This window comes from Salinibacterium sp. NK8237 (assembly GCF_015864955.1).
In the GTDB taxonomy this organism is placed as follows: domain Bacteria; phylum Actinomycetota; class Actinomycetes; order Actinomycetales; family Microbacteriaceae; genus Rhodoglobus.
In genome coordinates this window covers 378,620-398,801 of record NZ_JADYWE010000002.1, presented here as the reverse complement: position 1 = coordinate 398,801, position 20,182 = coordinate 378,620, and the positions used below count along the sequence as shown (strand labels likewise).

At 63.3% G+C, this 20,182-nt stretch carries 20 protein-coding genes; 15 read left to right on the top strand and 5 right to left on the bottom strand.

Annotated elements, in window-relative coordinates; translation table 11 throughout:
* Nucleotides 1-25 precede the first annotated feature (25 nt).
* From I6E56_RS12225 to I6E56_RS12210, 4 genes are all read left to right on the top strand, one after another.
* Entirely contained in the window at nt 26-601 is a 576-nt protein-coding gene (locus I6E56_RS12225) for a TetR/AcrR family transcriptional regulator (RefSeq protein ID WP_197138789.1), read from the top strand.
* A complete protein-coding gene (locus tag I6E56_RS12220; protein ID WP_197138788.1) occupies nt 598-2,274 on the top strand; it encodes a dolichyl-phosphate-mannose--protein mannosyltransferase in 1,677 nt (558 codons plus the stop codon). Before I6E56_RS12225 ends, I6E56_RS12220 begins: the two co-directional genes overlap by 4 nt.
* Nucleotides 2,275-2,345: 71 nt before the next feature.
* Nucleotides 2,346-3,650 carry an O-acetylhomoserine aminocarboxypropyltransferase/cysteine synthase family protein gene (locus I6E56_RS12215; protein ID WP_197138787.1) on the top strand — a complete coding sequence of 435 codons (1,305 nt, stop codon included), beginning with the start codon at nt 2,346-2,348 and terminating at the stop codon, nt 3,648-3,650.
* A 2-nt stretch (nt 3,651-3,652) separates the two neighbouring features.
* Nucleotides 3,653-4,225: a CoA-binding protein gene (locus I6E56_RS12210; RefSeq protein ID WP_197138786.1), complete on the top strand. Its 573-nt coding sequence runs from the start codon at nt 3,653-3,655 to the stop codon at nt 4,223-4,225.
* A 12-nt stretch (nt 4,226-4,237) separates the two neighbouring features.
* Here I6E56_RS12210 and I6E56_RS12205 read toward each other — a convergent pair whose 3' ends face one another.
* Nucleotides 4,238-5,002, bottom strand: a complete 765-nt coding sequence (locus I6E56_RS12205; RefSeq protein ID WP_197138785.1) for a FadR/GntR family transcriptional regulator — start codon at nt 5,000-5,002, stop codon at nt 4,238-4,240.
* A gap of 212 nt (nt 5,003-5,214) precedes the next feature.
* Here I6E56_RS12205 and I6E56_RS12200 point away from each other — a divergent pair, with 212 nt between their 5' ends.
* The 7 genes from I6E56_RS12200 to I6E56_RS12170 all read left to right on the top strand — a co-directional run bounded on the left by I6E56_RS12200 (nt 5,215) and on the right by I6E56_RS12170 (nt 14,265).
* Nucleotides 5,215-6,726, top strand: a complete 1,512-nt coding sequence (locus tag I6E56_RS12200; RefSeq protein WP_197138784.1) for an ABC transporter substrate-binding protein — start codon at nt 5,215-5,217, stop codon at nt 6,724-6,726.
* 113 nt (nt 6,727-6,839) lie between these two features.
* Nucleotides 6,840-7,787 carry an ABC transporter permease gene (locus tag I6E56_RS12195; protein ID WP_197138783.1) on the top strand — a complete coding sequence of 316 codons (948 nt, stop codon included), beginning with the start codon at nt 6,840-6,842 and terminating at the stop codon, nt 7,785-7,787.
* A complete protein-coding gene (locus I6E56_RS12190; RefSeq protein WP_197138782.1) occupies nt 7,784-8,662 on the top strand; it encodes an ABC transporter permease in 879 nt (292 codons plus the stop codon). The genes I6E56_RS12195 and I6E56_RS12190 overlap by 4 nt, the downstream gene beginning before the upstream one ends.
* Nucleotides 8,659-10,536 (top strand): ABC transporter ATP-binding protein, encoded by a 1,878-nt coding sequence (locus tag I6E56_RS12185; RefSeq protein WP_197138781.1) that lies wholly within the window; start codon nt 8,659-8,661, stop codon nt 10,534-10,536. Before I6E56_RS12190 ends, I6E56_RS12185 begins: the two co-directional genes overlap by 4 nt.
* The gene (locus tag I6E56_RS12180) at nt 10,533-11,594 is read left to right on the top strand and encodes a P1 family peptidase (RefSeq protein ID WP_197138780.1); all 1,062 of its coding nucleotides are present in this window, start codon (nt 10,533-10,535) and stop codon (nt 11,592-11,594) included. Before I6E56_RS12185 ends, I6E56_RS12180 begins: the two co-directional genes overlap by 4 nt.
* Entirely contained in the window at nt 11,591-13,021 is a 1,431-nt protein-coding gene (locus tag I6E56_RS12175) for an amidase (RefSeq protein WP_197138779.1), read from the top strand. The genes I6E56_RS12180 and I6E56_RS12175 overlap by 4 nt, the downstream gene beginning before the upstream one ends.
* On the top strand, nt 13,018-14,265 hold the full coding sequence (locus tag I6E56_RS12170; RefSeq protein ID WP_197138778.1) for a CynX/NimT family MFS transporter: 1,248 nt from the start codon (nt 13,018-13,020) through the stop codon (nt 14,263-14,265). The genes I6E56_RS12175 and I6E56_RS12170 overlap by 4 nt, the downstream gene beginning before the upstream one ends.
* Here I6E56_RS12170 and I6E56_RS12165 read toward each other — a convergent pair.
* Nucleotides 14,246-14,980, bottom strand: a complete 735-nt coding sequence (locus I6E56_RS12165) for a phosphotransferase (RefSeq protein ID WP_197138777.1) — start codon at nt 14,978-14,980, stop codon at nt 14,246-14,248. The genes I6E56_RS12170 and I6E56_RS12165 overlap by 20 nt on opposite strands.
* Before the next feature lie 44 nt (nt 14,981-15,024).
* Between I6E56_RS12165 and I6E56_RS12160 the strand changes: the two genes are divergently transcribed.
* The 3 genes from I6E56_RS12160 to I6E56_RS12150 all read left to right on the top strand — a co-directional run bounded on the left by I6E56_RS12160 (nt 15,025) and on the right by I6E56_RS12150 (nt 15,950).
* Nucleotides 15,025-15,369 (top strand): HNH endonuclease, encoded by a 345-nt coding sequence (locus tag I6E56_RS12160; protein WP_197138776.1) that lies wholly within the window; start codon nt 15,025-15,027, stop codon nt 15,367-15,369.
* A gap of 78 nt (nt 15,370-15,447) precedes the next feature.
* Nucleotides 15,448-15,693 carry a type II toxin-antitoxin system Phd/YefM family antitoxin gene (locus I6E56_RS12155; protein WP_197134372.1) on the top strand — a complete coding sequence of 82 codons (246 nt, stop codon included), beginning with the start codon at nt 15,448-15,450 and terminating at the stop codon, nt 15,691-15,693.
* Complete coding sequence (locus I6E56_RS12150; RefSeq protein WP_197138775.1) at nt 15,693-15,950, top strand: type II toxin-antitoxin system RelE/ParE family toxin; 258 nt, start codon at nt 15,693-15,695, stop codon at nt 15,948-15,950. Before I6E56_RS12155 ends, I6E56_RS12150 begins: the two co-directional genes overlap by 1 nt.
* Here the strand turns inward: I6E56_RS12150 and I6E56_RS12145 are convergent.
* Nucleotides 15,947-17,947 (bottom strand): thioredoxin domain-containing protein, encoded by a 2,001-nt coding sequence (locus tag I6E56_RS12145; RefSeq protein ID WP_197138774.1) that lies wholly within the window; start codon nt 17,945-17,947, stop codon nt 15,947-15,949. The genes I6E56_RS12150 and I6E56_RS12145 overlap by 4 nt on opposite strands.
* An 11-nt stretch (nt 17,948-17,958) precedes the next feature.
* Between I6E56_RS12145 and I6E56_RS12140 the strand changes: the two genes are divergently transcribed.
* The gene (locus I6E56_RS12140; protein ID WP_197138773.1) at nt 17,959-18,720 is read left to right on the top strand and encodes an MBL fold metallo-hydrolase; all 762 of its coding nucleotides are present in this window, start codon (nt 17,959-17,961) and stop codon (nt 18,718-18,720) included.
* Here the strand turns inward: I6E56_RS12140 and I6E56_RS12135 are convergent.
* Nucleotides 18,717-19,160 carry a hypothetical protein gene (locus tag I6E56_RS12135; RefSeq protein WP_197138772.1) on the bottom strand — a complete coding sequence of 148 codons (444 nt, stop codon included), beginning with the start codon at nt 19,158-19,160 and terminating at the stop codon, nt 18,717-18,719. The two genes, I6E56_RS12140 and I6E56_RS12135, sit on opposite strands and share 4 nt — an antisense overlap.
* A 166-nt stretch (nt 19,161-19,326) precedes the next feature.
* A complete protein-coding gene (locus I6E56_RS12130; protein WP_197138771.1) occupies nt 19,327-20,157 on the bottom strand; it encodes an aldo/keto reductase in 831 nt (276 codons plus the stop codon).
* Nucleotides 20,158-20,182 lie beyond the last annotated feature (25 nt).

The window sequence follows — 20,182 nt, the reverse complement described above, 5'->3', positions numbered from 1 at the left end:
GGGGTATCTCTGCAATGATCGATGGATGGATGCTCGCGTAGAACGAACCCGGCAAAGCCTGCAACACGCCCTATTTGCCCTCACTCAAGAGCACCCCTTTGACGAAGTTACCGTCAACCAGATCGTGGAACGTGCGGGCGTAAACCGCAGCAGCTTCTACCAGCACTACTCCGATAAAGAGACACTGCTCGCCTTCGCGATCGAAGCTGCCGCCGATGACGCCGGAGTTCAGCTGGCCGACCTCGACCCCCTCAGCCCCACTCCGCCGCCCGCACTGCTCAGCTACCTCTCTCACGTCGACGCCAACGCCGCCGTGTACACAAGCGCCCTCGGTCCCCGCGGTTCGGCCCTCGTCGCCTCGCGCTTGCGCGCCCGCCTCAACCTCTTTGTGCGCCAAGGAATCATCGACCACGACCCCGCAGCCCCGGAAGGACTCGGCCTCGACATCGCGAGCGCCAGCGTCACCGGCGCCACCTTCGGAATCATCGAGGTGTGGCTCGCCATGACTCCGCGCCCCTCCGCCAGCACCGCCGCCGACTGGATCTGGCAAACCTTCACTGCACCCCACGATCGCTCCGCGCTGAGTACGATTGCCGAGTGAGCCAGACGAACCCGCGCGACTTCGACGACATCCTGTCGAACGAGTCGTCGGCGAGCGCGCTGGAAAATACCGATGCTGCATCAGTTTCGGAGGCGTCGGGCCGTGGCTTTGCCGCCGACGAGGGCTCTGGGCTCGATCACTGGTGGGCGGCGAGACGTCCGCTAACCCGCCGCTGGCTCGGCTGGGCTGGGCCGGCGATTGTGGTGCTGATCGCGGCGTTCACCCGACTGGTGGGCCTCGGGCATCCGTCGTCGCTCGTGTTTGACGAGACCTTTTATGTGAAAGATTCGTGGACGCTCGTGAACCTCGGCTACGAGGCACAGTGGCCAGCCGAAGCGGATGCTCTGTTCAACAGCGGCAAGGTCAATATCTTTCTGAATGATCCGTCGTTTGTCGTGCATCCGCCGCTGGGCAAGTGGCTGATCGGTTTGGGCATGCTGCCGGGCGGAGGCGAAGACCCGTTCGGTTGGCGCATCGCAACCGCCATTGTCGGCATTCTCGCGGTCGTGGTGCTCATGCTGATCGCCAAGAAATTGTTTGGCTCCACCCTGTTGGCGACGCTCGCCGGGCTTTTGATGGCGATCGATGGCAACGCGATTGTCATGAGTCGGGTCGCGCTGCTCGACAACTTTGTGATGATTTTTGCCCTGCTCGGGGTTGGTGCGATGCTGCTCGATCGCGAGCATTCGGCCACCCGTCTGGCGCTGTGGATCAGTCGCCGGGGGCTCCGCGGTGCGAGCACCGAATGGGGTCCTGCGTTGTGGTGGCGCCCGTGGCTCATCCTCGCCGCCGTAGCCTTCGGGCTTGCCGCCGCAGTCAAATGGAACGGCCTCTACTTCTTGGCGGCCTTCGCCGTCTACAGCCTGGTGGTGGATGCCCTCGCTCGCCGCCAAGCCGGCATCACCTTCTGGGGCTCCGGCACCCTCTTCAAACAAGCCCCCGTCAGCTTCCTCCTGACCGTGCCGATTGCGCTGCTCGTGTACCTCAGCACGTGGACAGGCTGGTTCCTCAGCGACAACGGCTACGACCGCAACTGGGCCGAAAGCGACAGCAACGCCTGGACCGGCGCTCTCAGCTGGGTGCCTCTCGACCTGCAAAGCCTGTGGCATTTTCAATCGAGCGTCTACAGCTATCACGTGGGCGAAAGCCGACCACATCCGTATCAGGCAAATCCGCTGACCTGGCTGCTGCTGATCCGCCCCACGAGCATGTTCTACGAGAACATCGCCACGGGTGACGACGGCTGTCTCGCAGATACCTGCGGCGCCTCCATCTCCGGAATCGCCAACCCCATCATCTGGTGGGCTGCGACCGCGGCCATGCTGTACCTCGTGTACCGCCTGGTGCGCTACCGCCAGTGGCAGACCGGCTTCATTCTGATGGGCGTCGCCGCCGGCTACCTGCCCTGGTTGCTCTACCTCAACCGCACCGTGTTCCAGTTCTACACAATCGTGTTCGAGCCGTACCTGATTTTGGCGCTCGTGGCGGCGCTCGGGGTGATCATCGGCAGCCGCGACGACGATCGCTATCGACGCACGAGCGGGCTCGGCGTCGTGGCCGTCTTCGTCGTCGTTGCCATCGCGGTCAGCGTGTTCTTCTGGCCACTCTGGACCGGCCAAACCATCGACTACGACCTATTGCGGCTGCGCTGGTGGTTGCCGACGTGGGTGTAAGGCGACCACTTTCGTGGCGTTCTGTTACGTCGAAAGACCGCGGGTGGCATCCGTTTCTGTAGCCTGAAGCCATGGCTGATCGCGACTACGGTTTCCGCACGCGTGCAATTCACGCGGGCAACATCCCTGATGCGGCGACGGGCGCTCGCGCTCTGCCGATCTATCAGACCAGCGCCTACGTGTTTGATGACACCGCGGATGCCGCCGCCCGCTTCGCACTGCAGAAGTACGGCAACATCTATTCCCGGCTTGCCAACCCCACCGTCGCGAGCTTTGAGGAACGTGTCGCTTCGCTCGAGGGTGGCCTCGGCGCTGTCGCCACCGGCAGCGGGCTGAGCGCGCAATTCATCACCTTTGCGGCGCTCGCGGGTGCAGGCGATCACATTGTCTCGAGTGCCAACCTCTATGGCGGCTCGATTACGCAGTTGGATGTCACGCTGCGCCGTTTCGGGGTCGAGACCACGTTTGTGCGCTCCTCCGACCCTGCCGACTATGCGGCGGCGATCACGCCGAAGACGAAGCTGATCTTTGCGGAGACCATCGCGAACCCCTCCGGCGAGATCGCGGATATTGAGGGACTCGCTGAGGTCGCGCACGCCCACAACATTCCGCTCATCATCGACTCGACGGTCGCGACCCCGTATTTGAGCCGCCCGATCGAGTGGGGCGCCGATATTGTCACGCACTCGGCCACCAAGTTTCTTGGCGGAGCGGGCACCACTCTCGGCGGTGTCGTCGTAGAGAGCGGCCGCTTCGACTGGGCCAACGAGCACTTTCCCCTCTTCGATGAGCCTGTTCCCAGCTATGGCGGCCTCAACTGGAGCGGCAATTTTGGCGAATACGCCTTCCTCACCCGACTGCGCGCTGAGCAGTTGCGCGACATCGGGCCCGCCCTTGCTCCGCACTCGGCCTGGTTGCTCGCGACCGGTGTCGAGACCCTTCCTTTCCGGATGCAAGCCCACGTCGACAACGCGCGCATCGTCGCCGAGTGGCTCGAGGCCGACCCGCGCATCGAAACCGTGTACTGGGCAGGCCTGCCGGGGCATCCGCACTTCGAGCGCGCACAGAAGTATTTGCCCAAGGGCGCCGGTTCGGTGTTCTCCTTCGAGGTTCGCGGCACGGGAACGCAGAACAGTCGAGCCGTCGGCCAGAAGTTCATCGAGAGCGTCGAGCTGGCCAGCCACCTGGCCAACATTGGTGACGCAAAAACACTCGTGATTCATCCCGCGTCAACGACGCACGCGCAGCTCACCGAGCAGCAACTCATCGACGGCGGCGTATTGCCCGGCGTTGTGCGCATCAGCGTCGGAATCGAAGACCCAGAAGACATCATCGCCGATCTCGATCAGGCATTGACCACCGCAGTGAAGGGCTAAGGATGTCGACAGAAGAAGTGCAGACCACCCAGCTCAGCAATGGGCTCACGTGCGATCTGCCCGCCAGCTCGCCGCTCGCCAAGCTGCTGAAATCGCAGCGCACGTGGGTGGGGCCGGATGCCAAAAAACGTGCCGCGATCCTGCGCGGTGCGAAGTCAATCGCGATTGTGGGGGCCTCCCCCAATCCCTCACGGTCGAGCTACTTCGTGGGCACGTACCTGCTGCAGTCCACCGACTACCGGGTGTATTTCGTGAACCCCAACGCTGACACGATTCTGGGCCAGAAGGCTTACCCCGACCTTGCGTCACTGCCCGAAGTGCCCGACATCGTCGACGTGTTTCGCAAAGCCAGCGACATCCCCGCCGTCATCGAGGACGTACTCGCGATCGGCGCAACGACTGTGTGGGTGCAGCTCGGAATCTGGAATGAAGAAGCCGCCGTCTACGCCGAATCGCAGGGGCTCACCATCGTCATGGACCGCTGCCTCAAGGTGGAGCACGCCCGCTTCAACGGCGGACTCAACCTCATGGGTTTCGATACCGGGGTCATCTCGTCACGACGCGCGGGGCGCTAGGCCCACGGGGAATTACTCGCTCGGCACTCCCAGAAGGGCGAGGCCGTTGCGATCGCCGTGCTCGATCATTTCGCCGTAGTACTCGATGACGAAGGTGCGGGCGAGTTGCCCAGCCCGAGCGCCATCCTGGGCTTCGATCGCGTTGAAGATTTCGTAGTCGTGAGCGAGCGAGAGCTTCATTTGTGCTCCGGAGTCTGGCGCACTGTCGATACGGTCATTGACGAGATCAACGAGCGCGCCGCGAGCCGCATCACCGCAAATCTGCATGAGTTGGTTGTGGCTGGCCTCCCACACGGTCGCATGGAAATCGACATCCGCTTGGCTGAAGACCGCTGATCCGCCGGCAATGCTCGACGCCATTGCTTCAACGGCGGTGCGCATTTCTTCTAGCTGTTCCGGGGTTCGATGTTCGGCAGCAAGCGTGCAGGACGCCCCTTCGAGCATGACGCGAAACTCGACCAGTTCAGTGAGCTTGATAGTGCCACTGCGCACCAGACGGTTCATCGCTTTGTGCAGCGTCGCCGGAGATGCTTGGAGGATTTCGGGCCCGCGAGGATCACCGGGGCGTGAGCGCACCAGTCCACCACTTTCGAGCACGCGGAGTGCTTCGCGCACCGTGGCGCGGCTCACCGCAAAGGTGCCCATGAGGTCGCGTTCACTCGGCAAGCGATCTCCGGGATTGAGCTGACGCGTGGCGATTGCCTGCTCGATTTGTTCCACGATCGCTTCATACGCGCGCACAGGCTTGACGGCGACGAACCCAGTTTTGTCAGTCATCTGCTTTCCTTTTGCACATCATTGTTGCCGGTTTTCGATCATTTCGCGCCTCGTGTTGACGACCTTCGACGACCGTGCCACACTATCGGACACGCCCCAAGTGTACTGGTCAGACCAGTTGTTTCGGGCCGTTATCCATCACATTTCACCCCCGTTTCGCACCGCTCCATTCCCGCAATAATTCGGAAACAAACCAAGGAGATTGTCTAGACATGAGGTCCTTTACCCGGCGGAAATCCCTCGCCATCACCGCAACCGCAATGGTTGCTTCCCTCGCTCTCGTCGGATGTTCAGCCGCCGACGATTCCAGCGATGCTGCCGCAAGCACCGAGCTTGTTGTCGGCCTGCTCGCTTCCCCGGCAAGCCTCGACTACTCGACTACCGGTGGTGCCGCGATCCCGCAGGCGCTGCTTTACAACGTCTACGAAGGCCTCGTCAAAATCGACAACGCCGGCGACATCCAGCCACTGCTCGCTGAGTCTTACTCGGTCAGTGACGATGGACTCGTCTACACGTTCCTGCTCCACGAAGGCGTGACCTTCTCCAACGGTTCGCCCTTCACCGCCGAGAGCGTCAAGTTCAGCCTCGAACGCGTCGCCGACAACTGGACCGCTAACGGCCCTGGCTACCTCGACCCCATCGCATCCGTCGATGTTGTCTCCGACACCGAGGTCACGATCACGCTCAGCACTCCGAGCAACAGCTGGCTCTTCAACATGGCCGGCCCAGTCGGAACCATGTTCAGCCCCGACGGTATCGATGACCTCGCCACTGACCCGGTCGGCACCGGCCCCTACGACGTGAGCGAATTCACCTCGGGTACCAGCCTCGAGCTGACCGAACGTGACGACTACTGGGGCGACGCGCCCTTCATGACCGACGTCACGTTCAACTACTACGCCGACGCCACCGCACAGACCAACGCCCTGTTGGGTGGAGACATCGACCTCATCTCCGCGCTCACCGCGTACCAGCTCATCGGCCAGTTCGAATCGGATGACGACTTCGCCGTCTACGAAGGAACATCAACCGGCGAGACCACGATGACGCTGAACAACCAGAGCGACGCCTTCAGCGACGTTCGCGTTCGTCAAGCTGTCATGTATGCCGTCGACCGCCAGGCCGTTCTCGACACCGTGAACAGCGGCTACGGTTCGCTCATCGGCTCGATGGTTCCGCCGACTGACCCCTGGTTCGATGACTCGCTCGTTGACCTCTACCCCTACGACCCTGCCAAGGCTGAAGAACTTTTGGCTGAAGCAGGCGTCAGCGACCTCACCGTTTCGATGAAGCTCCCTAACCTGCCCTACGCAGTGGATGCCGGACAGGTCGTCAAGGATCAGCTCGCTCAGGTCGGCATCACCGCCGACGTCACCACACTGGAGTTCCCCGCAGTCTGGCTCGACGAGGTCTTCACCAACCACGATTACGACATCTCGATCATCGCCCACACTGAACCGCGCGACATCAGCGCGTTTGCGGCGCCGACCTACTACGCGGGTTACGACAACCCCGAAGTAATGGCCCTGTTCGCTGAAGCAGATGCAAGCGATGAAGCAACCTTCGTCGAGTTGATGAAGGAAGCTAGCGCGACCATGGCTGAAGAAGCCGCGGCCGACTGGCTCTTCCTCAACCCGAACGTGACGGCGGCAGACGCTGACCTCACCGGAGTTCCGCTGAACGCGCCGACGTTGTCATTCGACCTGACAACAATCGCACGCTAGAACTAGCCTCACCAGCACCACTCCCCTGACGGGTGGGGCCGGTACGTCACCATCCCTGACACTCCGGCTCCGCCCGCCAGGCCCCAGATCCATCACTGCGAAAAGGCCCTAACATGCTGTTGACCATCGCCCGCCGAATCGGCATCTTTGCTGCGACTCTGGTGGCGGCATCCATCATCACGTTCTTGATGCTGTCGATCCTCCCCGGCAATGCGGCGCGCGTCGCCCTCGGCATCGACGCCACCGAAGCTCAAGTCGCCGCTCAAGAGCAGCTGATGGGCCTCGACCGCCCCCTCTACGTTCAGTTCTTCGACTGGTTCGGACACCTCCTCATCGGCGACTTCGGCACCTCAACGGTGTCGGGTCAAGAGATCGGGCCCCAGATCGGCGACGCTCTTGCCATCACCGGAGTGCTCGTGATCTCCAGCGTGATCCTCGCTCTGCTCTTCGCAATCCCCATGGGCATCCTCTCGGCCGTTCGCCAGAACAAAGCCGACGGCGTGATCATTTCCGGCATCAGCCAGATCGGAATCTCGATCCCCGGCTTCCTCTTCGGAATCCTTCTTGTGGCGCTCTTCGCCGTGAAGCTCAAATGGCTGCCGGCTGGAGGCTGGGATGACCCGGGAGACGACTTCGTCGGGTTCCTTGAGCACCTCATCCTTCCGGCCATCGCGCTCGGCTCGGTGCAGGGCGCAGTGCTCAGCCGCTACGTCCGATCATCGGTACTCGAAGTCATGCGCGAAGACTTTCTCCGCACCGCCCGCGCCAAGGGCCTCACCCCCAACCGTGCGCTCATGCGACACGGCCTTCGTAACGCCGCCATCCCCGTGATGACCGTGCTCGGCCTTCAGATTGCATCGCTGCTGATTGGCGCCGTCGTCATCGAACGCGTCTTCGCGATCCCCGGCCTCGGCAGCCTCCTGCTCGACAAGGTAGCCCTGCGCGACCTGCCCAGCATCCAAGGAATCGTGATGGTTCTCGTGGCCCTGGTACTGCTGCTCAACCTTCTCATCGACATCGCCTACACCATCGTTGACCCCCGACTCCGGAGCGCATCATGACGACCCCCACTCCCGCTCCCGCAGCTCCGCGCCTGCGCAAAAACGCTATTCCTTCGGGAAAGCGCCGCAACGGCAACCTCGTCGTCGGCATCATCCTGATCGGTCTCATCGTCTTCGCCGCAGTGCTCTCCGCGTTCTGGACTCCGTTCGACCCCGAAGGTGTCTTTCCCGGAGAACTTCTGCTCCCGCCCGGCGCCGAGCACCTCCTCGGCACCGACAACTTCGGGCGTGACGTGCTCAGCTCGATCCTTCGTGGGGCTCAGATTTCGTTGATCGTCGGAATCGTCGCCGTCGGTATCGCGGCCGTGCTCGGAGTTCCCTTCGGAATCGTCGCCGGCATGAACCCCGGCCGACTCGACCAATTCATGATGCGCGGCAACGACATCCTGCTCGCCTTCCCCGCTCTGCTGCTCGCCATCATCTTCGGCGCCGTCTTCGGAGCAAACACCACCACCGCGATGGTCGCGCTCGGCATCGGTTCAGCGCCATCCTTCGCGTCAATCGCCCGCAGTGGCACCCAACAGGTGATGAGTCGCGAGTACGTGCAGGCGTCCAAAGCCTCCGGAAAAAACGGGTGGTTCGTGGGCATCAAGCACGTGCTGCCCAACATCTCCGGAATTCTTATCGTGCAAGCATCCGTCTCCTTTGGCATCGCCGTACTTGCCGAAGCAGCCCTCTCGTACCTCGGCCTCGGAACCACCCCGCCGACCCCCTCGTGGGGCCGCATGCTGCAAGACGCCCAGGGCTACCTCTACGTTCAACCGCTCTTGGTCGTTTGGCCCGGAATCGCGATCGCGATTGCGGTGCTCGGCTTCAACCTCCTCGGCGACGGATTACGCGACCGGCTCGACCCCAGAATGCAGGTAAAACGATGACCACGACAGACTCCCCCATCGAACCGACGCTCAGCGTTCGTAACCTCACCGTCAACTCCGCCTTCGCCGAGCTGCTGCACGGAATCAGCTTCGACATCGCTCCCGGCGAGCGCGTCGGGCTCATCGGAGAATCGGGTTCTGGCAAGTCGTTGACGGCAACATCCGTCATGGGCTTGCTGCCCGAGACGCTCGCAGCCAATGGCGAGATTCACCTTGCCGGCGGCCACGGAGATCTCGTACACGCCTCCGAATCGAAGCTGAGCCAGTTGCGCGGCAACACCATGGCCATGGTCTTTCAGGAGCCCATGACCGCACTGAACCCGCTCATGAAGGTTGGCGCGCAGGTTGCCGAGATCATGACCCAGCACCGCACGGTTCCTTCCGGCCAGACTGCCGCCGCCCGCGCCGTAGAACTGTTGGCGCAAGTGAAGCTGCCGAACCCCGCCGAAGCCGCGCTCGCGTTCCCCCACCAGCTCTCGGGTGGTCAACGCCAGCGCGTCATGCTCGCAATGGCGATGGCGAACGACCCCCAGCTGCTGCTGTGCGACGAACCAACCACCGCTCTGGATGTCACGGTGCAGGCAGAAGTGCTGCGCCTGATCGAGGGGCTCGTCACCGAACGCGGCACCTCGCTGCTCTTCATCACCCACGATATCGGCGTTGTCGCTGAGGTCTGCGAGCGGGTGCTCGTGATGTACAAGGGCGACATCGTGGAAGACGGCACGGTCGAGCAGGTCATCACCAACCCGCAGCATCCCTATACCAAGGCGCTCATCGCCGCGTCGAACCTTTCTGTCGTGGATGAGCGGGGTCGTCTGCACACGATTGCGACCAGTGCGATCACGCTTCCCACCGCTGCCGAGCTCGCCGCTGCGCTGGAGGAGCCTGCGGTTGGCTCGCCTGCTGCTGCTGGCGCCGGTGGTGAGGTTGCTGACGTTGCTTCTGCGGATGCCGCAGCGGCTGAGCCTGCCGTGGCGGCTCCCGCGATCGCCAGCACGCCAGGTTTCGTGATTCCGCACCAGCGCCGCACCGACCCGGATGAGCGGATCATCTTCAACGAGATTCCGGGCGAACCGCTGATTCGGGTTCGCGAGCTCACGCGCCAGTACAAGCGCCGCGGTGGTGGCAAACTCTTCGGCAAGCCGCCCGTCGTGCATGGTTTGCGTGGGCTCGATTTCGATGTCGCCAAGGGCCAACGCTTCGGTATTGTCGGCGAATCAGGGTCAGGAAAGTCGACGCTGATGCGTCTGATGTGTGCTCTCGATGAGCCCACCGGCGGCAGCATTACGGTCTCCGGGCAAGAGCTTGCGGGCGCGAAGGAACGCGAGTTGCGCGACTTCCGCAGCCAAGTGCAGATCGTGTTCCAAGACCCGATGGGGTCACTCGATCCGCGCATGAAGGTTGAGCAGATCGTGGCGGAGCCACTACGAGGTGTCAGCCGCGAGGAGTCCCGCGAGCGAGTGATTGCCCAGTTGGAATCCGTCGGTCTTGATGCGGATGTCATGCACCGTCATCCGCACCAGTTCTCGGGTGGTCAGCGCCAGCGCATTTCTATCGCGCGGGCCCTCATCACGCGCCCACGCGTGTTGGTGGCGGATGAGGCGGTGAGCGCTCTGGATGTTTCGGTGCGCGCGCAGGTGCTCAATCTGCTCTCGGACCTAGTCGATGAGTACGCACTCACGCTGCTGTTCGTCTCGCACGATCTCGGCGTCATCCGGCACGCGTGCGACACCGTTGCGGTGTTATCGGATGGTCGCATCGTCGAATGCGGACCGACCGATGACGTCTATGACAATCCTCTTCACCCGTACACCCAGAAGCTCGTGAGTGCGACGCCGTCGATCTCCGAGCTCGCCGGACGGGCCCGCTCGTGAGCGGCGCAGCAGCGACCGGTCGTCGCGACGTTGGGTCGATCACCGATGTCGACGGCATCCGTGTTGGACAGGTCAACAAGCAGGGCGATGGTTGGCTCAGCGGCGTGACCGTGGTGTTGCCCGACGCCAACACGATTGGGGGCGTAGATGTGCGCGGCGGTGGCCCCGGCACTCACGAAACTGATGCGCTGGATCCACGCACGCTGGTGCCCACGGTCGATGCAGTTGTACTCACGGGCGGGAGTGCTTTTGGGCTCGCGACAGCCCAGGGCGCTCAGCGCTGGTGCGCCGAGGATGAGCGCGGAATTCTAGTCGGCACTCTCCCCCACGAGGTGGTGCCGATTGTTCCCGCTGCCGCAATTTTTGATCTCGGGCGCGGTGGCGAATTCGGCAATCGCCCCACCGAGCAGATGGGCTACGACGCCACTGCTGCTGCGGCAGCAAGCCCTCCGTTTAGCCCCGTCGAGCGTGGCAACGTCGGTGCAGGTACCGGCGGTGCGCTAGGCGGTATCTATAAGGGTGGCGTGGGCACAGCCTCCGTCACGCTCACGGGAGACAACGCCGAAATCGTGGTCGGCGCCATCGTGGTCGTGAATGCGGTCGGGATGCCGTGGCTGCCTCAGACGGCTGCGTCCACTACCGCAGGCGGTAAGGCTGCAGCCGCGGCGGCTGGCCTCGAGCCGGTGCGTTCGGCATCGCCGCCGCAGGGACTCAACACGACCATCGCTGTAGTCGCGACGAATGCGATTCTCGATCCGGCCGAGGCCTCTCGCACCGCGACGACGGCTCACGACGGGTTCGCTCGGGTGCTTAACCCGGTGCATACCCTCACCGATGGCGACACCATTTTTGTGCTCGCTACGTCCAAAAAGGAACTGGCAGGCGATGACCGCAGCGGCCGCGTTGCCTCGCTCTTCGCTCTGCAGACGGCCTCAGCCGAGGCGATGCGTCTGGCCATTCTGGATGCCATCGATTCTGCTCGCACCGTGACGACCCCGGTTGTGACTCTGGAACGTTTCCCTCTCCCCACTGACCTCGACTGGAGCGTCCTCGCATGACCGCCACCCCCACCGGCAGCACCGCATCCTTGGCAACGCTGACTGCGACCGAACTCGGATCTCTCTTCGCGAGCCGAGCGATCTCCCCCGTCGAGGTCACCCGCGCTGTGCTCGAGCGAGCGGAAGCCAAGCAGGCTGAATTGAATTGTTTCTACGCCATCGACGCCGCGGGGGCTACCGCTGCGGCTGAGGCGAGCGAGAAGCGCTGGGCTGCTGGCGAACCGTTGGGCGCCATCGACGGCGTTCCGGCCACAATCAAAGAGAACGTCGCGCTGGCCGGTTTCAGCCAGCCTTCGGGCACGGCAGCCAAGTTCGACGCACCTCCGGCCACCGCTGACGGCCCGCTCGCGGCCCGCCTCAAAGAATCGGGTGGCGTCATTTTCGGCATCACTGTGATGCCCGACTACGGGATGCTCTCCTCGGGTGTCTCGTCGCTGCACGGCATCACCCGCAGCCCCTGGAACCCCGCGTGGACTGTCGGCGGATCCAGTGGCGGAGCCGGTGCTGCGGCGGCGGCTGGCGTTGGCCCGCTGCATTCCGGTTCTGACATCGGCGGATCACTGCGCCTTCCGGCAACGTGGCTCGGGCTCTTTACGCTCAAGCCCAGCTCGGGGCGTGTCGCCGTTGATCCGCCCTACATGGGCCGAGTCGCTGGACCTCTCACTCGCACCGTCGACGATGCCGCGCTCATGATGAGCGTCATCACGCGCCCCGATATTCGTGACTACACGAGCCTCGGCCAGCAAGATCTCGACTGGAGCAACATCCACTACCCCGACCTTGACACCGCCATGCGCGGCAAGAAGGTCGCCTTCCACTTGGAGGGTGGCGCTGGTTTGCCGACCGACCCCGAGGTTGCCGCTGCAATTCAGGATGCCGTCAGCCACTTTGCTGCCGCCGGCGCCGAGATCACCGAGATAGCTCCGCCCATGACCGAGGAGTATCTCGATGACCTCGACATGTTCTTGCGGGTGCGTTCGCTCGGAGACTTCGAGGCGCTGAGCCCGGAGCGTCAAGCAATGGTGCTGCCGTTCATCCAAGACTGGGTGCTCGCCGGTCAGGGCATCACCGGCGTTGAATCACTGCGTCATTACCAAACCATTCAGTCGATGCGTGACAGCACGGTGCGCTCCACCGCGCCCTACGATCTCGTGCTGTCGGCGGCATCGCCCGTCGCAGCGTTCCCTGCCGAGTGGCCGATGCCCAGCAATGATGCCGCAACCTCGCTGCACCACATTGCCTACACGGCGCCCTACAATTTCTCGGAACAGCCAGCATCGACTCTGAACTGTGGTTTCACAGCCGACGGTCGCCCGATCGGACTCCAGATTGCCGGACGTCGCTACGACGACCTCGAAGTCATGCGCGCCAGCCACTGGTACGAGCAGACCCGACCGTCCACCGCCGCACCGGCTTGGCCACTGTGAATCGACGCTGGGGCGGCCCCCTCGCCCTGGCCGGCATCCTGCTCGTCGCCCTGAACCTTCGCCCCGCAGTTGCCTCGCTGTCGCCGATCATTGTCGCGGTTCAGCGGGACATTTCGCTCGACAGCGTTGCTCTCGGCATCCTCGGTATGCTCGCGCCGGCATGTTTCGCTGTCGCCGGCCTCACGATGCATCTGATCAGTCGTCGCCTGCACGCCGAGTGGATTCTGCTTGGCGCTCTCGTAGCGATTGTGGGCGGTCAGCTTGTGCGCGCCACGAGCTTCTCATTCGCGGGTCTGCTCGTCGGCGGCATCTTTGCCTTCCTCGGCATGGGCATCGCGAACGTTCTCTTGCCGCCGCTGGTCAAGAAGTACTTTCCGCGACGCATCGGGCTCGTCACGTCGCTGTATGTGACGCTTATCTCCGTTGGTGCGCTCGTGCCACCGTTGCTGGCAGTGCCTCTCGCGCAGGCGACGGGGTGGCGTGAGTCGCTCGGCTCGTGGGCACTCATTGGCATGCTGGCGATCATCCCGTGGATCGCACTCGTTATCGGGCGCCGCAGTCGAGACACTGCCAATGCCGCCTCCACCATTCCGACGCCCCGCATCGGTGGCCTCTGGAAATCACGAATCGCGTGGGGCGTATCGCTCATCTTCGCCATCTCCAGCTTCAACGGCTACGCCATGTTCGCGTGGCTGCCACCCCTGCTGGTAGCGACCGCGGGAAGTACCGAAACCGAAGCGGGGCAACTTCTCTCGCTATTCGCGACCATCGGCATCCCCGCCGCCATCTTTGTGCCCATTATTGCGAATCGGATGCGCGAACCCCTGCACCTCGTCTACCCGGGCGTTGCCGCCTTCGTTGTCGGTTACCTCGGCCTCATTCTGGCGCCATCGGTCATGACCTGGCTCTGGGTATCCATCCTCGGAATCGGCACGCTGATTTTTCCGCTCAGCCTGCTGCTGGTCAACCTACGCACCCTCACCTTCGAAGGCTCGATCGCGCTCAGCGGTTTCGTGCAGGGAGTCGGCTACGTGCTCGGAGCCCTCGGACCGCTGTCGCTCGGTGTCGTTCACGCCATCTCGGGCAACTGGACGGCTCCCCTCATTGTGCTGCTCGTCGCCTCTGCCGTGGTTGGGGGCGTCGCACTGTTGCTGATGACGCCGGGAACCCTAGAGAACCCGGGTGGGGGTTCGCGGCGGTCGCAGGCCACTACCGCTGCTGCGACTACCGCGACTCGCTCATGAGCTCACGCAGAAAGTGCGCGTCGCGGTCGTACTCAACGGCTTCATCACGCAAGTGGGGTTTCGCGAGTTCCGCAGCCTTGTCGAGAGACATCTGCGCGAGGTCGTAGAGCCGAATAGCTGCCACGCGAAGGATGTCGCTCCACGTCGCATCCGAACCGTAAGCGGCCAAGAGAAGCTCTACTCGGCGACGGGCATCGTCCATACCCGGTGCGTTGTCGGGGGTCATCGAAGTCAGAGGGACGGCACGCGTCGCGAAGTAGGCGAGGTCCCACAGGCGTGGGCCCGGCGAACACATGTCGAAGTCGATCGCTCCCATGATCTCTCCGTTGACGAAAGCCAGATTGTGGGGTGAAAAGTCGTTGTGGCAAATGACTTCTGCCGGGACTTTCGCTGGCGACTGCCAGACAGCACCGTCTAGGCCAAACCCGATGCTGGCGTCGTGAAGTTGCCGAAGGCGGCGAGCGCCTTGCTCAAGCACGGCATCCGTCCACACCCAGTCGGGCAGCGGATACAGCGGCACTTCGCCCTCGATGAACGACAGTCGCTCCCGGCCGTTCTCGATGCCGAGCGGACGCGGCGCCCAGTCAATCCCCGCCACCGCAAGGTAGTCGAGGTAGCGGTGCACGGTCGGTGTCCACGGGCCAGCGTTGCGAAGCACAGTGTCGCCGCTGCGCTCAACCGCGTTCATGTTTCCACCGGGAAGAAGACCATCCATGGTTTCAGCCTAGGCGGTGGCCCGCGGTGCACTAACTTAGCCCTATGGCTGTGGCTCAAACTCGACGCGCGCGTGCTGCCCGACGCCGTAAACGTCGGGTCGATGCTGCCGACAATAACCTCACCGCTGAGCAGTGGGAAGAACTCAAGCGCGAGTGGGGCGGCTGCGCGTATTGCACCGCCACCGACTCTGCGCTGCAAAAGGATTGCGTGCAGCCGATCTCCCGGGGCGGCAGCTACACCGTCAGCAACGTCGTTCCCGCCTGCGGCTCCTGCAACGCCAGCAAAAGCAACAGCGAAGTGACGTCGTGGATGCGCCGCAAACGCCTCGACGAACGTGCCTTCCTCACGCAGTATGTACACGTGCGGCAGGCGCTCGGGATTCTGTAGCTCGTCTCCGCGGGCGCCCTCGCGACTGCGCAGAACACTGTTATGTACATTTCAGCATCGCAAACGTACAATTGACTCATGTCGACCACCAGCATCGCGGATGCCCGCAAAAACTTCTCCGAGGTCATCGCCACCTCAGAGCGCGAAGCTGTGTTCATCGAGCGTCGCGGACAGCGCGCTGCCGTTGTCGTGAGCCCAGAGCAGTATGAGCGCATGATGGATGCGCTAGAAGATGCTGAAGACGTTGCCGCCTTTGACGAGGCGATGGCCGACGAGGGGCCGAACATTCCCTGGGATCAGGTCAAGGCAGATCTGGGCTGGTAGTGGCTTATCGCATTGAGGTCACGCCCGCCGCGGCGCGCGCTCTCAAACGAGTAGATCACCAGCATCGCCACAGAATTCGTGGCGCCATCGCGCTGCTCGGCCAAGACCCGCGGCCTCCTGGTGCCAAGGCACTTCAGGGGCGACCCGGTTTTCGCGTGCGCATCGGCGACTACCGAATCGTCTACACAATTCAGGATGACGTGCTGCTCGTCGTTGTCGTCACGCTGGGGCATCGGCGCGACGTTTACGAACGCTAGTTCGCGCCCAGCAATGCTCGCAGCGCAGGCGCATCCGTGAGCGGCAAGCGGCACACAAACTCTTCACACAGGTACGCCGTCGGTGCGCCGCCGGTAGCAGTGCGCGCTGCAAACAGTTCGAAACCGGATGCCGCAAAAGCGTCCGCCTGAGCCTGCGAGACCGCAACACCAATGCCTCCAGCGCGGTGCAGCTTTCGCGCCAGACTCGTGAGCTCGTCGCCCGTCCCATCCGCCGTCACAACGACGAGTTGGCGCAAGGGTGCACCGAGCTCCGACATGAGAGTGAGGGCGGTTCCGAATGAGATTGGTTGCTGGGCTGCGAGTTGGCCGACCAGCTTCATGGAAGCTTCAGCGGCATCCCGATATTGGGCATCGCCGGTGAGAGCGAAAAGGGTGTGCGCGGCGGCGGCCATGGCGCTGAGGCCGCTGGGGTGGGCTCCGTCGCTGATGTCGGCTTCGGTCGAGAGACCTTGCGCGGCGAGCACGGAGTCGCTGCCGCCGGGGAGGCCGAAGGGTGAGCTTCCCGAACCTGCCGCGCCCGCGGCGAGCGCCCCGTCGATGAGGTCGCGGGCGGCGAGCGCGTAGCGAACCTCGCCGGTGGCAATGGAGAGTTCGAGCAGACCTTGGGCGAGCATTCCGCTGTCTTCGAGGGTTGCGGCCGCGTCGGAGAGGATGCCGTCGATCGAGGTGCGCACGAGCCGCTGCCTGGCAACCCCGGCATCCGCAGTCGTGCCAACCCTGTTGTCCGAGTCAGCACCTGCGTCGGGACCAGAGCCCGCACCAGCACCCGAGCCGTCGTCGGCAACAGCACCCGACCCCGCGCCGTCGCCAGCACCCGACCCCGGCACCCGCACATGCTCAGCGAGCAAGAAGTCGGCGGCACCGCGAGCCAGCGCAATCCACTCGGGGTTGCTGTGACGGGCGCCGGCCAAGGCAAGTGCTTCGATGGCGAGACCGTTCCAGCCGGTGAGGATCTTGTCGTCGCGGGGCGGAGCTTCGACGCGGGCGCGGCTCGCGGCATCCAGCGAATAGTAGAAGCCTTCGACGCGTTTGCCGTCGACGGTGCTCTCGGAGTCGAGGCCCGAGGCGAACGCTCCCGAGGCCAACAACAACCGGTCGCGCAAGAACTCGGCGACGCCCGTGGCTATCTCTGCCGAGTCAGCGAGCGCGTAGGCGGCAAGCAGTTGGGCGTTGTCGTAGAGCATGCGTTCGTAGTGCGGATCGGTCCAGTCGGCCTGGGTGGAGTAGCGGAAGAAGCCGCCATCAACCGGGTCGCGCAGAGCGGATGCTGCCATCGCCGTCAGGGTGCGGTCGGCGAGGCCGGCTGCCTCGGGCGAGTGTTCCGCCGAGCGGGCGCCGCGATCGAGAAGGAACCGCAGCACCGGCGTGACCGGAAATTTGGGGGCGTCGCCGAATCCGCCGTGCTCAAGATCTTCGGCGGCGGCGAGAGCGTCGATCACGTCAGCAAAGTCGGTGACGAGTTCGCTCTCTACACCGCGGCTTTGGGCGAGCGCCTGGGCAATCGCAGCACCGCTCGTCTCCACTTGCTCACGCCGCGCAGTCCACGCATCCGTCACCGATTCAAGCACTTGCCGGAAGGCCGGATGCTGCCCCACAGCGGTCGGCGGCCAGTAGGTGCCGGCAAAGAATGCTCGCCCCGCGGGCGTAACGAACACGTTGAGCGGCCAGCCCAAATTGGGAGTGAAGGCGGATGCCGCCGCCAGATAGGTGGAGTCCACTTCGGCGTGCTCTTCGCGGTCGACTTTGATCGCCACAAAGTTTTCGTTGAGGTAGGCGGCCAGCACGGGGTCGCTGAAGGATTCGCGCGCCATCACGTGACACCAGTGGCAGGTGGAGTAGCCGATGGAGACGAGCACGGGCACATCTCGGCGCTTGGCTTCGGCGAAAGCTTCGGCAGACCACTCCCACCAGTCCACCGGATTGGTGGCGTGTGATCTCAGGTACGGGCTCGCAGCAGATTCCAGACGATTAGGCATAGTCTCAGGGTATGTCGAAGTTGACCGTGACCTACATTGGCGGCCCCACCGCATTGCTCGAATATGCGGGATTGCGCATCGTGACTGATCCCACATTCGATGCCCCGCAGCTTTACCCCGACGAGGGCGGCGTGCCGCTCACCAAGACGGCGGGTCCAGCGCTGAGCCGAGCGGATGTTGGCGCTGTCGATCTCGTGTTGCTGTCACATCACGAACACCAAGACAATCTCGACTACGAGGGACTCGAACTTCTCGCCACGGGCGTGCTGACGATCAGCACCATGAAGGCGGGCTCTGACCTCTTCGGCGGCGGTGTTGTCGGCCTCGACTCGTGGGAATCCCGCGAAGTCGGCGCCGTAACCGTCACCGCAGTGCCTGCACTGCATGGCCCTCCCGGTTCAGAGGCCCGGCTCGGCCCCGTCACCGGCTTCGTGCTGCAGGCCGAGGGCGAGGGCGAGCCCACCATCTATGTCAGCGGCGACAACGCGTCCCTGCCGCTCGTGCAGCAGATCGCCGACCGCTTTCCTGACATCAGCATCGCCGTGCTGTTCGCGGGTGCTGCCCGCATTTCTGCGATCAACGGTCCTCTCACCTTGACGTCAGCGGATGCCGCTGAAGCCGCCCGCATTGTGGGCGCCAGCCACGTGGTCGGGCTCCACACCGAAGGGTGGGAACACTTCACCGAAACCCGTGCCGACCTCGAGGCTGCGTTCGCCGAGACAGGATTGCTCGTGGAGACTCCGCCTGGAGTTGCGGTGGAGGTTAGCCGCTAAGGACTAGAAATCTCGCGAGATTCGCGCAGCACCACGTCGCCGTTAGGCTCCGAAACTTCAAGCAGCACACGCCAATCGGCCCCGTAGCGGTCTACGACGGCGGGCCGCCCCTGGGACATGTCGACGACATCGTCAGCGGTGAGCGTGACGCCGTACTCTTCTATCGCCCACTCCTGCACGGCAATCGTGTAGTCCGCGAAAGCGGCGGTGTCGCGCTCCTCGAAGCTGGCTGCGGTCGCGATCAAGCCAAGCGCACTTGCTGTTCCGGCGGCAATCGCAAGAACGGTGAGAGCAACAGCCCTGAGCCGGAACTTTCGGCCCGGGCCGGCAAGCCAATAGAGGATTGCGATTACAGCAATTCCGAAAGTGGCGACGCCACCCAAGAACGGGATGAACGCCCAGCCTTCGGTAGGGCTCTGATAGAGACCGGGGTTTGTCATGACTCTGGTCCTCGCCGCTCAATTCGTTGTGTTGCGCGCTGAAAACCAGCCCGAGCAACACTCTGTGAAGGTCAAGCGTACCAGCGACCCCCACGACAGAGAGGCCGACATCCAGTCACCGAAATGAGTGTGGATGCCGGCCTCTGTGCGAAGCGCGAAGCTCCCTCTAGAAAGTGGCTTCGTCGGGGTTTGCGCCCACGCGCTGATCGCGATCGATGGCGTTAATCGATGCCATCTCATCCGCTGTCAGCTCGAAACCAAAGACATCGAAGTTCTCTGCCATGCGCGCACGCGAGTTCGACTTGGGGAACAGGATGATGCCGCTCTGCAGGTGCCAACGGATCACGACCTGAGCTGGGGTTACGCCGTGTGCTGCGGCAGCGTCCTTCAACGCAGCCTCGCTAAACAAGTCGTACTTGCCCTGGCCGAGCGGACCCCACGCCTCGATGCGCATCCCAAGTTCTGCACCGTAGGCGCGCAGATCGCGCTGGGCGAATGCAGGGTGCAACTCGATCTGGTTGACGGCAGGCACAGTGTTGCTTCCCGCAAGAATCTTCTCGAGGTGGGGGCGGTGGAAGTTGCTGACACCGATCGAACGCGCCTTGCCTGCCGCCTTGATCTCCTCAAGCACAAGCCAGCTTTCAAGATAGCGGTCGAGGTCAGGACGAGGCCAGTGGATGAGGTAGAGATCGACATAGTCGAGGCCCAACTTTTCGAGGCTGAGATCCATCGCATCGCGAGCAGAGTCGGTGCCCTGATCACTGTTCCACAGCTTTGTGGTGACGAAAAGCTCGTCGCGAGGAATGCCGGAGGCCTTGAGAGCCTTTCCCACTTGGGCTTCGTTGCCGTAGATCATGGCCGCGTCAAAGTGGCGGTAGCCAACTTCGAGCGCATCTGTAACGATTCGCTCAGTCTCTTCTTGCGCAACCTGGAACACACCAAACCCGAGCTGGGGAATGAAATTGCCGTCGTTAAGTTCAATTTTCGGAACAGTCATTCCCCCATCCTGTCACTACTTGTTA

What these genes read in the sequence shown, in the direction of transcription:
- I6E56_RS12225 (WP_197138789.1), top strand. Translation starts at nt 26, where the DNA reads ATGGATGCTCGCGTAGAACGAACCCGGCAAAGCCTGCAACACGCCCTA.
- I6E56_RS12215 (WP_197138787.1), top strand. Translation starts at nt 2,346, where the DNA reads ATGGCTGATCGCGACTACGGTTTCCGCACGCGTGCAATTCACGCGGGC.
- I6E56_RS12210 (WP_197138786.1), top strand. Translation starts at nt 3,653, where the DNA reads ATGTCGACAGAAGAAGTGCAGACCACCCAGCTCAGCAATGGGCTCACG.
- I6E56_RS12205 (WP_197138785.1), bottom strand. Translation starts at nt 5,002, where the DNA reads ATGACTGACAAAACTGGGTTCGTCGCCGTCAAGCCTGTGCGCGCGTAT.
- I6E56_RS12200 (WP_197138784.1), top strand. Translation starts at nt 5,215, where the DNA reads ATGAGGTCCTTTACCCGGCGGAAATCCCTCGCCATCACCGCAACCGCA.
- I6E56_RS12195 (WP_197138783.1), top strand. Translation starts at nt 6,840, where the DNA reads ATGCTGTTGACCATCGCCCGCCGAATCGGCATCTTTGCTGCGACTCTG.
- I6E56_RS12190 (WP_197138782.1), top strand. Translation starts at nt 7,784, where the DNA reads ATGACGACCCCCACTCCCGCTCCCGCAGCTCCGCGCCTGCGCAAAAAC.
- I6E56_RS12185 (WP_197138781.1), top strand. Translation starts at nt 8,659, where the DNA reads ATGACCACGACAGACTCCCCCATCGAACCGACGCTCAGCGTTCGTAAC.
- I6E56_RS12175 (WP_197138779.1), top strand. Translation starts at nt 11,591, where the DNA reads ATGACCGCCACCCCCACCGGCAGCACCGCATCCTTGGCAACGCTGACT.
- I6E56_RS12165 (WP_197138777.1), bottom strand. Translation starts at nt 14,980, where the DNA reads ATGGATGGTCTTCTTCCCGGTGGAAACATGAACGCGGTTGAGCGCAGC.
- I6E56_RS12160 (WP_197138776.1), top strand. Translation starts at nt 15,025, where the DNA reads ATGGCTGTGGCTCAAACTCGACGCGCGCGTGCTGCCCGACGCCGTAAA.
- I6E56_RS12155 (WP_197134372.1), top strand. Translation starts at nt 15,448, where the DNA reads ATGTCGACCACCAGCATCGCGGATGCCCGCAAAAACTTCTCCGAGGTC.
- I6E56_RS12145 (WP_197138774.1), bottom strand. Translation starts at nt 17,947, where the DNA reads ATGCCTAATCGTCTGGAATCTGCTGCGAGCCCGTACCTGAGATCACAC.
- I6E56_RS12140 (WP_197138773.1), top strand. Translation starts at nt 17,959, where the DNA reads ATGTCGAAGTTGACCGTGACCTACATTGGCGGCCCCACCGCATTGCTC.
- I6E56_RS12135 (WP_197138772.1), bottom strand. Translation starts at nt 19,160, where the DNA reads ATGACAAACCCCGGTCTCTATCAGAGCCCTACCGAAGGCTGGGCGTTC.
- I6E56_RS12130 (WP_197138771.1), bottom strand. Translation starts at nt 20,157, where the DNA reads ATGACTGTTCCGAAAATTGAACTTAACGACGGCAATTTCATTCCCCAG.